This window comes from Parageobacillus caldoxylosilyticus NBRC 107762 (genome assembly GCF_000632715.1).
Classification (GTDB): Bacteria; Bacillota; Bacilli; order Bacillales; family Anoxybacillaceae; genus Saccharococcus; species Saccharococcus caldoxylosilyticus.
The window spans coordinates 53,068-65,870 of the sequence record NZ_BAWO01000022.1 but is presented as its reverse complement, the minus strand read 5'-3'; the positions used below and the strand labels follow the sequence as shown (position 1 = coordinate 65,870).

The 12,803-nt window shown below is 43.8% G+C and carries 10 protein-coding genes; 3 read left to right on the top strand and 7 right to left on the bottom strand.

The genetic code is table 11. The features are described 5' to 3' along the window. Window positions 1-4: 4 nt before the first annotated feature. From GCA01S_RS07565 to GCA01S_RS07550, 4 genes are all read right to left on the bottom strand, one after another. A complete protein-coding gene (locus tag GCA01S_RS07565) occupies window positions 5-1,537 on the bottom strand; it encodes an alpha-amylase family glycosyl hydrolase (RefSeq protein ID WP_017436518.1) in 1,533 nt (510 codons plus the stop codon). A 75-nt stretch (window positions 1,538-1,612) separates the two neighbouring features. Further along, on the bottom strand, window positions 1,613-2,455 hold the full coding sequence (locus GCA01S_RS07560; protein ID WP_017436517.1) for a sugar ABC transporter permease: 843 nt from the start codon (window positions 2,453-2,455) through the stop codon (window positions 1,613-1,615). Then, window positions 2,455-3,735 carry a carbohydrate ABC transporter permease gene (locus GCA01S_RS07555; RefSeq protein ID WP_042408688.1) on the bottom strand — a complete coding sequence of 427 codons (1,281 nt, stop codon included), beginning with the start codon at window positions 3,733-3,735 and terminating at the stop codon, window positions 2,455-2,457. Before GCA01S_RS07555 ends, GCA01S_RS07560 begins: the two co-directional genes overlap by 1 nt. A 73-nt stretch (window positions 3,736-3,808) precedes the next feature. After that, complete coding sequence (locus GCA01S_RS07550) at window positions 3,809-5,086, bottom strand: sugar ABC transporter substrate-binding protein (protein WP_042408686.1); 1,278 nt, start codon at window positions 5,084-5,086, stop codon at window positions 3,809-3,811. A 266-nt stretch (window positions 5,087-5,352) separates the two neighbouring features. Here GCA01S_RS07550 and GCA01S_RS07545 point away from each other — a divergent pair, with 266 nt between their 5' ends. Beyond that, window positions 5,353-7,119, top strand: a complete 1,767-nt coding sequence (locus GCA01S_RS07545; RefSeq protein WP_042408683.1) for an alpha-glycosidase — start codon at window positions 5,353-5,355, stop codon at window positions 7,117-7,119. Window positions 7,120-7,147: 28 nt separating this feature from the next. Here GCA01S_RS07545 and asnB read toward each other — a convergent pair whose 3' ends face one another. Further along, window positions 7,148-8,995 (bottom strand): asparagine synthase (glutamine-hydrolyzing), encoded by a 1,848-nt coding sequence (gene asnB, locus GCA01S_RS07540; protein WP_042408679.1) that lies wholly within the window; start codon window positions 8,993-8,995, stop codon window positions 7,148-7,150. A 297-nt stretch (window positions 8,996-9,292) separates the two neighbouring features. Between asnB and GCA01S_RS07535 the strand changes: the two genes are divergently transcribed. Beyond that, on the top strand, window positions 9,293-9,841 hold the full coding sequence (locus tag GCA01S_RS07535) for a DUF2777 domain-containing protein (RefSeq protein ID WP_042408675.1): 549 nt from the start codon (window positions 9,293-9,295) through the stop codon (window positions 9,839-9,841). Window positions 9,842-10,029: 188 nt separating this feature from the next. On the opposite strand, the gene GCA01S_RS07530 is transcribed toward GCA01S_RS07535, so the two are convergent. Continuing rightward, window positions 10,030-10,383: a YisL family protein gene (locus tag GCA01S_RS07530; protein WP_042408672.1), complete on the bottom strand. Its 354-nt coding sequence runs from the start codon at window positions 10,381-10,383 to the stop codon at window positions 10,030-10,032. A 246-nt stretch (window positions 10,384-10,629) separates the two neighbouring features. Between GCA01S_RS07530 and GCA01S_RS07525 the strand changes: the two genes are divergently transcribed. After that, window positions 10,630-11,826: an ornithine--oxo-acid transaminase gene (locus GCA01S_RS07525; RefSeq protein WP_042408669.1), complete on the top strand. Its 1,197-nt coding sequence runs from the start codon at window positions 10,630-10,632 to the stop codon at window positions 11,824-11,826. Between the two features lie 40 nt (window positions 11,827-11,866). Here the strand turns inward: GCA01S_RS07525 and GCA01S_RS07520 are convergent, their stop codons facing one another. After that, complete coding sequence (locus GCA01S_RS07520; protein WP_042408666.1) at window positions 11,867-12,772, bottom strand: fumarylacetoacetate hydrolase family protein; 906 nt, start codon at window positions 12,770-12,772, stop codon at window positions 11,867-11,869. Window positions 12,773-12,803 lie beyond the last annotated feature (31 nt).

The window sequence follows — 12,803 nt, the reverse complement described above, 5'->3', positions numbered from 1 at the left end:
CAGCTTACGTCGCCTGTTTCGACCGCCTTTTAACAAGGTACAAAAATAGGATAAATAATACGTAAACAGCGACAATCGCCATGATAAAAGGAATATTGATCCCTGTTTTATCGGCAAGCGCGTAAATTTCCGCCGTTTCGCGATTGATAATAATATCATAGCCATCGCGGCCGCTCCGCACTAAATCGCCGGCAAGCAGCCCGCGCAGCTCTTTTCCCGGCGTCAGTTGGTCATTCGTGATATGCACCTTTTGTGTTTTTCCTGTATTATTAATGGCGATCACCGTTGTTTCGTCTTTGTAATGGCGCTTAAATACGGCCATGCCGTCTTTTTCATACAGCAACGTAAAATCACCGCGCCGCAAGGAAGGAAGTTTTTGCCGCAATTCGCCAAGTTTTTTAATGTAATCAATGATTTCCCGGTCGGCGCGAAAATCCATTAAACGGCGGTTATCCGGGTCTTCTCCCCCATTCATCGCGATTTCCGTTCCGTAATACATAATCGGAATGCCAGGAGCGGAGAACAAATAAGACATAGCAAGCTTGATTCGTGAAATCGGATTTTGCCGATTGTCAATCGCCAGCTTCGTAAACCGGACCGTATCATGGTTGTCCAAAAACGTGCCAAGCAAGTACGGACGGTCATAAAACGTTTTGTTATATTCCCATACGTCGTAAAGCGAACGCAACGATTGATCGCGCTTCGTCAGTGTTTTCGTTACCGCGTTATAAAGCGGGTAATCGATAAATCCGTCAATGCCATATTTGCCGTAATCAGCGATATAGCGCGGGTCCTCGCTCCATACTTCACCAATAAGGAAGAAATCTTTTTTTACGGACTTCACTTCTTTGGAAAATTCCTGCCAAAATGACTTTGGCACATGGCGAACCGTATCTAAGCGGTAGCCGTCGATGTCAGTTTGTTTAATCCACCATTTCGCCGCATCAATCAAATAGCGCTTCACTTCCGGATTTTCCTGCGCCAAATCCGGGAGGCCGTACACCCAGCCGTTTTCTACTTGCTTTTGGTTATTCCAATCGAAAATTTCTTTTTTCTCATGGAACCAATCCTTTTTTGCCGGGTCATTCAGCCATGGATGATGATACCCCGTATGATTGGCGACAAAGTCTAAAATGACCTTCATCCCGCGTTTATGCGCTTCCTTGACTAATGTTTTTAAATCTTCCATCGTGCCAAAGTGCGGATCGACTTTGTAAAAATCTTGAATCCAATAGCCATGGTACCCGCCCGGTTCGTTTTTGAAAATCGGCGTGAGCCAAATCGCCGTAAACCCCATCTCTTTAATGTAGTCCAGTTTGGCAGTCACTCCTTTTAAATCACCGCCGAAATAGCCTTTCGGGTCATTGACGTTGACATTGTAATCATTGCTTGGGTCCATGTTGTTAAAGCGGTCAACCATGATGAAATAAATTGCTTCATCCTGCCAGGTTCGTTCTTCTTTTTCAGCGGCTTGTACCGGAAACGCATAAAAAAGAAGAAACGGAAGTATAAACAGAGCGAATACTCGATTCCCCATTTCCGTTTCCCCCCTTTGATCGTAATATCGTTGCTTTTTCGGAAAGGGGTAATACCATTTTTATCATAACGGTTATTACCCTTTTGTTCCACCCGCTGTTAAGCCGGAAATTAAATAACGCTGCAAGAATAAGAATACGATAGCAATCGGAGCCGCAATTAAAATCGAGCCAGCCGCAAACCGCGTGAAGTTATTGGCAAAACGGTCGCTAATAAAGTTAAACAATCCGACGGCAAGCGTATATTTTTCTGGATCACGCAAAACGATAGATGGTAATAAAAAATCGGTAAACGGAGCCATAAAATTGAATAAAGCAACAACGGCCAAAATCGGTTTTGCCAGCGGAAGCATAATACGAAAGAACACGCCAAAATGCCCTGCGCCATCCATGCGCGCCGCTTCGTCAAGCTCGCGCGGAATCGTATCGAAATACCCTTTCACAAGCCAGGCGTTAAATGGAATCTGCCCACCTACGTAAATCAAAATCAGCCCCCACAACGAATCTAAAAGATGAAGCATGTTTAACAAAACATAAAGGGCAACCATTGCCATTAAGGACGGGAACATTTGCAGCACAAGAAACAAATACAGCCCCATTTTCCTCCCGACAAACCGGTAGCGGGAAAACGCATAGGCAATTAATGCAGTAAATAATACGGATAAAATCGCATTGATGGCAGCGACGAATAAACTATTTTTGTACCATAACAAATAATCACTTTGCGGGCTTGTAAATAACCATTTATAATGTTCCAGCGACGGCTTTTCCGGGATCAACGATGCGGAATATAAACTTGTCCCCGGATTTAACGACATGCTGATTGTCCAAAGAAGCGGATAGGCAATGACAACGAACATGAATGCAATAAATAAATATATCAAGGCCACCTCGATGCGTGATTTTATTTTCCGATTCATTAAATGTTCCCCTCCTCTTTAAAGGAACGTGTACGCCGGAATTGATACAAGGCAAAACCGCTCACGATCAACCCGATAATAATCGAAATTGCTGCAGCCATATTGTAGTTGTTTGTCGTAAACGTCAAATCATATACCCAAGAAATTAAAATATCCGTTCCTCCAGCGTTTTGTCCGCGCACAGCCGGGCCGCCGTCGTTGAATAGATAAATAATGTTAAAGTTGTTAAAGTTGCCGGCATACTGCATAATCAACAGCGGTGCTGTCGCGTATAAGACGTGCGGCAGCGTAATCGAGCGGAACTTTTGCCAGCGCGTTGCTCCATCCATCTCGGCTGCTTCGTACCAATCGCGGGAAATGCTTTGCAGAACTCCTGTAAATAAGGCAAATACGAACGGAAATCCGAGCCATGTTTGGATTAAAATAAGGGCTACTTTTGTCCAAAACGGATCGGTCATCCACGGAATCATGACGCCGAAAGCGCTTAAAATATCACGGTTGATCGCTCCGAATTTATCGTTAAACATCGCCGCAAATACAAGAATGGTCACAAATGCCGGCACCGCCCAAGGCAAAATCAATACAGTGCGAATGAATCGCTTAAATTTAATGCGCGGGTCATTGACGAGTATCGCTAAAAACAAGCCGAGTGCAATTTGCAATGTCGTTGCGACAATGGTCCAGACAATCGTCCAGGCAAAGACGCTGAAAAACGTATCTTGCCAAATTGGAACCGATACTAAATTTTTAAAGTTTTTAAAGCCAACCCAATGCAATAGATGACGCGGCGGCGAGTTGTACAAGTTGTAATCCGTAAACGCCAGCGATACCATAAAAAGCAGCGGCAGCACAACAACAAATAAAAGCATAATCAGCCCTGGTGTGACAAATACATATGGAAATCCTTTATCCCACACGTTTCCGCATGATTCCAGGAGCGACGGAAACGGCTCTCCTCGCTGCAGGCGAAGCGCATCTTTACGCGCATCGATAATATTGAAATAATACAAAACAGCCGCGAATGCGATGATAATGACAGATACTAGCCCTTGAATCAATAGGAAAATCGAATGGTCTACCATCGGGATTTCTCCCAATGTAATAAGCCCCCATAATCCAATATTTAAAAAATTATAAAACGTGATTAGAAATACGGCTTCAATAACAATAAATAAAATTCCTTTTACATAACGCCGGTTATATAGCTGGCCCAAGCCTGCAAAAAGAATGGAAAGAATAATAGCAACAGTAGGACGATGCCGCATCTTTTGTTTAGACATGGTGAATCCTCCTTACACGTGATAAGAATGGTGGATAGAAACAGCTCTATCCACCATTCATTGACTTCAATAATTATTGTCCTCCGCCGCTGGCGGCAATTTTATCTTGAATCGTTTTTACCGCTTCTTTCAACACCTCTTTTGGATTATCGCCCTTGGCAATAAACTGTAGCGCATTGCCCATTGGGTCCCATACTTGCGACATTTGTGGTACATTTGGCATCGGTTCGCCATATTGGATTTGCTCTGCGAATCCGGAAATTAATGGGTCATTTTTAATTTTTTCGTTCGTTAATGCTTTTTCATTTGCCGGCATTTCCCCTGCGACTTCATAATAATGGAGCGAGTTTTCTTCATTTGTTATAAACTTCATCAAGTCTGTTGCCCACTCTTTATTTTTCGAATAAGCAGATAACATCCATGCTTTCACACCGACAAATGATTTTGGATGCTCCCCGTTTTCTAATACTGGAAGCGGCGCAGTTGCCAATTTGTCCCCTAGCGCATCGCGGTAGGTGGCAATGTTCCATGGGCCGCTGATTACCGTTGCTACATTTCCTTTCGTAAATAAACCATTCATGACATCTTGATTAATTTCTTTTGGAATGTATCCGTTTTTAAACCAAGATTGAACAAGCTCAGCACCTTTGACAGCACCATCATTCGCCAGTCCAATATCGCTTGTATCCATTTTTCCATCTTCGTTACGGAATACATAGCCGCCATATCCCGCAAAGAATGGATAGACAAAATAGAAGTTGGCAGCTTCCATCAAGAAGCCGTATTGATCTTTGGCTGGATTTGTTTTTTCTTTCGCGATTTTCATCAGCTCTTCCATTGTTTTCGGAGCTTCCGGCACTAAATTTTTATTGTAAAATAAGCCGTATGTTTCCACGACAAACGGCACGCCATAAATCTGTCCATCGTAAGTAACCGCATCCACTGCTATTTTACTATATTCACTTTTTGCGTCGCCAAGATCAACCGGATCAGCTAAGCCTTGGAGGACAATGTCGCCAATACGGTCGTGCGGCTGATAAAATATGTCAGGGCCTTTGCCTGCCGGACCATCTAACGCGATTTTTTTCACCTGATCCAGCATGCTCACAGCGACCGTTTCCACTTTAATTCCTGTTTTCTCCGTATATTTTTTAAAGATATCATTTAATGCTTGCTTTTGTTTTTCTTCATCATTTACCCAGACTACTAATTTTTCCGGTTTTTCTACATTTTCTGTTGTATTCCCCTTGTTGTTCTCTTTCACTTGTCCAACATCACGTTTCGGGCCACAAGCAGCCAATACGCCGATCATGAGAATCATGGCCATAAACAGCGAAACAACTTTTCTCATACGTCCCCCTCCTAAAATGAATCATAAACAAATTCATTGGCGGCACAATCGTTTTAGGAAACCGTTTGCACAAAAAATTATTAAAAAATGATACCATTATTTAATGAAAGCGATTGCACCGTTCACTTTCATTATATCGCCTATTTTTTATTTTACAAGCTTTTTTTCAGTAAAATTTGACTTTTTTATTCAATTACTCTACTCTTTAAATAAAAAAGTTATCAAAGTGCAAACGATTGCGTTTATTTAAAGGGAGTGTTAAGAACATGTTTAAAGAAGCGATTTATCATCGTCCCAAAGATAACTTTGCTTACGCATACGACGAAAAAACATTACATATTCGCCTGCGCACGAAAAAGGATGATGTGGAAGCCGTTCATCTTCTTTACGCCGATCCATATGAATGGAAAGATGGCGTCTGGCAGCTAAATCGTGCACCTATGGTAAAAAGCGGATTTGACGATTTATTTGACTATTGGTTTATCGAAGTAATTCCCCCATATCGCCGCCTTCGCTACGGATTTGAGTTAACGTCCGGAAATGAAAAAATAGTATATACAGAAAAAGGGTTTTATCATGAGGCACCGACAGACGATACGGCTTATTATTTTTGCTTTCCGTTTTTAAATAAAATAGATGTATTTCATGCACCGGAATGGGTGAAAGACACCGTTTGGTATCAGATTTTCCCTGAACGCTTCGCTAATGGAAATCCAGCTATCGATCCAGAAGGAACACTGCCATGGGCAAGTGAAGACCCGACACCAACGAGCTTTTTCGGCGGCGATTTAGAAGGGATTATCCAGCATCTCGACTATCTTGTCGACCTTGGCGTTAATGGCATTTATTTAACGCCTATTTTCCACGCACCTTCTAACCATAAATATGACACAACCAATTATTTCGAAATTGATCCTCACTTTGGCGATAAACAAACATTCAAAAAACTAGTTGATCTTTGTCATGAAAAAGGGATACGTGTCATGTTAGACGCGGTGTTTAATCATTGCGGCTACTATTTTGCACCGTTTCAAGATGTGCTGAAAAACGGGGAAGCATCTAAATATAAAGATTGGTTCCATATTCATGAATTCCCGCTCCAGACAACACCGAGGCCAAACTATGACGCGTTTGCATTTGTCGCACAAATGCCAAAGCTAAATACGGAAAACCCCGAAGTGAAAAAATATTTGTTAGACGTAGCGGCCTATTGGATTCAGGAATTTGACATCGACGGTTGGCGGCTCGATGTAGCCAATGAAATAGACCATCAATTTTGGCGCGAATTCCGTCAGGTAGTAAAGTCTATGAAACCGGACGTTTATATTCTCGGAGAAATTTGGCATGATGCGATGCCATGGCTGCGCGGCGATCAGTTTGATGCCGTCATGAACTACCCATTTACCAATGGAGCAATCCGCTTTTTTGCGAAAAATGAAATTGGCGCCAAACAATTTGCGAATATCATTACTAATGTTCTTCACTCGTACCCGGAAAACGTCAACGAAGTGGCGTTTCATTTGCTTGGCAGCCATGATACACCGAGAATTTTAACAGTGTGCGACAATGATGTTCGGAAGGTCAAACTGTTGTTTTTATTTCAGCTCTCTTTTACCGGTTCGCCATGCATATACTATGGCGATGAAATTGGCATGACCGGCGGGCAAGATCCAGGATGTCGGAAATGTATGGTTTGGGAGGAAGAAAAACAAAATAGGGATATATTGGAGCATGTAAAAAAACTGATTGCGCTTCGCAAAGCCCATCCCGCTTTCAGGCGGGGAAAAATTACATTTATGGATGCAAGCGATGAATCAAACCATTTAATATATACGAAAACCTATCTAGATGAAACGATTTTAGTCATGATCAACAATAGCAGTAAGGAGATTGACATCACCGTTCCTTTGTCCTTAAAAGGAAAATGGCTTGTCAATTTATGGACAAATGAACAGTTTGCTGCAGAAGCCGAAACATTGCGTGCTGCTATTCCTCCATATAGCTTTCTCCTTTATCAAATAAAAAACTGGTAAAAAGAGCTGCGACAAGCGCAGCTCTTCTCTATTCCTTTATCGTAATGCCATAGTGTTGGAACCATACGTGCACTTGGCCAAGGTACGCCAACAGCTGCGGTCCTGTCATTAGCTGCCCAAACCAAGGCACATGGAACGATTTCCCTTCTGTTTCCACTAACTCTTCCAATTTTTTAGTATCGAAAAATTCATAAAGCACCGACGAGCGATCGTTCAACAGCTCTTTTAGCCAATTTTTCACTAGTTTCGTATAAAGCGGATGATGTGTTTTCGGATACGGGCTTTTTTTGCGATAGAGTACTTCTTCCGGCAAAATCTCCTCGAGCGCCTTGCGCAAAATGCCTTTTTCACGGTTGCCATACATTTTCATTTCCCATGGAATGTTCCACACATATTCGACTAGACGATGATCGGCAAACGGCACGCGGACTTCTAGACTGGCGCCCATGCTCATGCGGTCTTTCCGGTCAAGGAGCGTCGTCATAAACCAAATCATGTTTAAGTAAAATAGCTCGCGCCGCTTTGCTTCCTCAGCGCTTTCCCCTTCGAGCCTTGGGACCTCAGCAATCGTTTCGTAAAAGCGCGTTTGTACATATTCGTCCAGCCGCAATTTCTTTCTCCAGTCTTTCTTTAGCAAATCGATGCGTGCTTCTGTCGAACGCATCCATGGAAATCCGTTCCTCGCCAAATCGTCTGGACGATGAAACCATGGGTAGCCGCCAAAAATTTCATCGGCACACTCTCCAGATAAACTAACGACAAAATCTTTGCGGATTTGTTTGCAAAACCATAGCAAAGAAGAGTCCACATCGGCCATGCCTGGAACGTCCCGGACAATCACTGCCTCCCGTAAGTGGTCAAACAAGTCTTCTTGACTAATGACGCAGCGGTGATGGACGGTTTGAAACGTTTCCGATATCAGGTCAATAAAAGGAGCGTCCGCATTGGGCTGAAAATCATTCGCTTTAAAATATTGGTCATTGCCTTCGTAATCAATGGAATACGTATGCAGCTGCCCTTTTCCTTCTTCGGCAAACACCGTCGCCGCAATGGCGGTAATGGAACTCGAGTCGATCCCACCGGATAAAAAGGTGCAGACAGGCACATCGGAAACAAGCTGGCGCGTTACCGCATCGGTAAGGAGGAAACGCAGTTTTTCCACCGTTTCCGCCAACGAATCTCGATGGACATCGCTTTGCACATTCCAATAGCGCCATACTCTTACCCCTTCACGGGAAAACGTTAACGCGTGCGCCGGGCGCAATTCTTTAATCCCGCAAAACACCCCGTGTCCTGGCGTCCGTGACGGCCCCAATCCGAACACTTCCGCCAACCCTTCATAATCGACTTCCGCCTTTACATTCGGGTGTGCCAAGATAGCCTTGATTTCCGAACCAAACAAGAAACCGTCATCGTCGTGACGATAAAAAAGCGGCTTGACACCAAGGCGATCCCGCGCCAAAAATAATTGCTCCCGCTGTTCATCCCAAATCGCAAAGGCAAAAATTCCGTTAAACAGCTCGACGCAGCGTTCTTTCCATTCGATATAGGCGTTTAATAATACCTCTGTATCCGAATGCCCTTGGAATGTATATCCTTTTTTTAATAGCTCTTTACGAATATCCTCCGTATTGTACAATTCCCCGTTATAAACAACGGTATAGCTGTAGCCGTTTTTTTGTCTTGTCATCGGCTGTTTTCCGCCTTTCGGGTCCACGACGACAAGCCGCTTATGTCCAAACGCAGCGTGTTGGTCAAACCATGTATTTGTGTCATCAGGTCCGCGTTTTGCCAGTGTCTCGGTCATATTTAAGATAATCTCTTTTTCTATTCGCAAATCACGCTGAAAATCCACCCAACCAGTGATGCCGCACATACGAACCAACCCTTTCTTTTAAATACAAAAAAGTTATTTGCTGGACATCCTATACTCCGGACTATTTCCCTTTCCTTTTCCATCAACAAGGCTCACTATATTTTATTACATCCTCTTGTTCGAACGTTCACGACCAACACTTGCCCTTTCCTGTTAGCAACATGCTCCTTCTCCGTATTGGCATGATTCCATTTTATGCAATCCCTCGCATTTCGATGAATTGTCCGATGGCAACAACAGCACGAATAAATGGAAGATAATCTGGAAAAACAAGAAATATAAGGAGGAGGAGAAAACTTGAATATCGAACAGCGCCTACAATGCATCACTGAACAACAGCGGGCCTATATACAAGGAACCGTTGAATTTGTAAACGACGAATGGGTTTTTTTTGATGAGGAAGAGGAAGAAGCATCATTGTTAGAGGAAATGACTGAAGGGAAAATAGAATTGTTCCGTTACGGCCAATGGCTGCACGGCTATTTGCGTAAAAACGGAACCGTCGATACAGGCATCGGCATATTGCCGCTTCAGACCGGTGACCGCGTCCGTTTTCACAAACGCTTTTCCTATGCTTATCAAGAGTGGCTGGCAGCGCTTCCGGACCATACATTTTTTCAGTTCGTGCAATGGCTAAATAATCTTGGCTTTTCGTTATATGATTGTTTATACTGCTACAATGGATTGTTGTTTGCAAAATATACAGGCGTGAATTTCATTATTTACGACAACACCGAACTAATCAGCAATGTTCAGCACTACTACGAACGAGGGAATACATATAAAGATCACTTTGAAATCACGTTTAATAACGGGGAGCGGTTTATTTGCACCCAGTTTGGATAAACGGGGGAAAGAGGAATTTCTTTCCCCGCTTTTTATTTTTTTCGCGCCGCCATATACCCTGGTAACTCCTCTGCCGCCAGCGGCGGATATAGCACATACCCTTGGGCGTAGCGGCAATATTTCTGCTAACCATACCACATTTTATATATACGAAAAAGCGGCAACCCCATCCGGAATTGCCTCCTGTTTTAAAAGAGATCGATTCCTAGTGGCAACATCAAGCCTAAAAATAGAACAAGGGCGAGCGCGACAACCCACTGCACCCATGCAACGGCTGTACTTTTTCCTTTTTTCATCGCCATTAAAACCATTTCCATCGCTCCGATTACCCATAAACCAGCAAGCGTCTTAATCACATATAATATGGACAACGAAGCAAGGCTATGTAATAAAAGCACACCCGTTATGATCGTAATGATATAAAACAATCGCAGCACCATTTGCACCATTTTCGCTTTCGCAGATCCAGACCGCTGCAACGACACAGCGATCAAAAACAATATGATCGCAATCAACCAGCTTGTAATATGCGCGTGTGTCATATGATCCCTCCATTTCCATATATTCATCTTCATCATAGCATGGAAAAATAAAAAAAAACAAACTCAACAGTTGTTTTTCACGCAAAGAAATTTTATCGGACTCGTGCCATTTTATCCTGATATTTCCAACAATAGATCCTATGCATATCAATCAAGCCACCACAATTTTCTGACAAAGGGATTTCTTTTTTGCTATAATAAGAAATAGCGCGAAATCCAATTTCATTATTATTAGGAGGAACGCTCATGAGCAAAACAACCGAAATCATTCGTTTAACCGAGCAATACGGCGCCAACAACTATCACCCGCTTCCAGTCGTCCTCAGCAAAGGGGAAGGGGTATGGGTAGAAGATCCGGAAGGCAATCGCTACATGGATATGTTAAGCGCTTACTCAGCCGTCAACCAAGGGCATCGTCATCCGAAAATCATTCAGGCATTAAAAGAACAGGCAAACCGCATCACCTTAACTTCGCGCGCCTTCCATAACGACCAGCTTGGTCCCTGGTATGAAAAAGTAGCAAAGCTGACCGGCAAAGATATGGTGCTGCCGATGAATACCGGCGCAGAAGCGGTGGAAACGGCGTTTAAAGCAGCACGGCGCTGGGCGTACGACGTAAAAGGGGTAGAAAAAGATCAAGCGGAAATCATCGTTTGTGAAAACAATTTTCACGGCCGGACAATGACTGCAGTATCGATGTCTTCGAGCGAAGAATATAAGCGCGGATTCGGCCCGATGCTTCCAGGCATTACAATCATTCCATACGGCGATGTGGAAGCATTAAAGAAAGCGATTACACCGAATACGGCAGCTTTTATTTTTGAGCCGATTCAAGGCGAAGCAGGAATTAATATCCCGCCGGAAGGCTACTTAAAAGAGGCATATGAAGTATGTAAACAACATAACGTTCTTTATATCGCCGATGAAATTCAATCCGGTCTCGGCCGTTCCGGAAAAATGTTCGCCTGCGATTGGGAAAACGTCGTTCCCGATATGTACATTCTCGGCAAGACATTAGGTGGCGGTGTATTCCCAATTTCTTGTGTTGCAGCCAACCGTGACATACTCGGTGTCTTCAATCCTGGCTCACACGGATCCACCTTTGGCGGAAACCCGCTTGCATGCGCGGTATCGATAGCAGCACTCGATGTCATTATCGAAGAAAAGCTGCCGGAACGTTCCTTGGAATTAGGTAACTACTTTATTGAAAAACTGCGGGAAATTCAACATCCGGACATTAAAGAAGTGCGCGGCAGAGGATTGTTTATTGGCGTAGAACTCCATACTTCCGCCCGCCCATATTGTGAAAAACTAAAAGAAGAGGGATTGTTGTGTAAAGAAACGCACGATACGGTTATCCGCTTCGCTCCTCCGCTTGTCATTACAAAAGAAGAATTGGATTGGGCGATCGAGCGGGTGAAAAAAGTATTTGCTGAATCGTAAAAAAGAAAAACGGGGCGAGCACCGAAAACGCCCCGTTTTTCTATTCCCCAACGGTATTTCGCAACGTTCCGATTCCTTCGACAGTAATTTCTACGACATCGCCGGCTTGCAAAAAGCGCGGCGGCTTCATTCCTTTGCCGACCCCTGCCGGTGTTCCGGTTGCGATAATATCCCCTGGTTCTAGCGTAATGCCGCGGGAGATGGTTTCAATGATCGTCTCGATATTAAAAATGAATTGCTCCGTATTCGCTTTTTGACGAACTTCTCCGTTTACTCTCGTCTCAATTTGCAACTTATTTGGATTTTCAATGAGCGACCGATGCACAATCCACGGTCCCATTGGACAGAATGTATCTAAACCTTTTCCAAGAAAATATTGTTCATGGCGTTCTTGCAAATCGCGCGCCGTTACGTCATTAATGATCGTATAGCCGAACACGTAATCGAGCGCCTCTTCTTTGCGGATCGCTCGTCCCTGTTTGCCGATGACAACGGCAAGCTCTCCTTCATAATCGACTTCATCGGTTACCCCGGCATGCCGCAAGATCGTTTCTTCATGCCCAATAACCGTAGTCGGAACTTTGGAGAAAACAATAAGATGTTCTGGAATATGGGACTTTCCACCCAGTTCCATCGCATGATCGGCATAGTTTTTGCCGATACAAAAAATATTTTTCGCCGGACGCGGAATCGGGGCAAGCAGGCGCACGTCAGCTAAATCATAGACGTATTGGGCGCCTCGGTTTTCTTTTGCCCAGGCAACAATTTCTTCGGTCCGCCGTAGAAACGAATCCCCTTGCTTAATGCACTCGAGCAGCGATGAAGGGATCGTCGCGCGCTGGTCCATCGCCTGTTCAGCAAGACGCAAGTGAATGATTTTTCCTCCATCTTGTTCGGCGACGCCGACAAACATCTCGCCATGATGCTCCGCTGTCACAAACTTCATTGCCCACTCTCTCCTTTCATATTGAAAATTT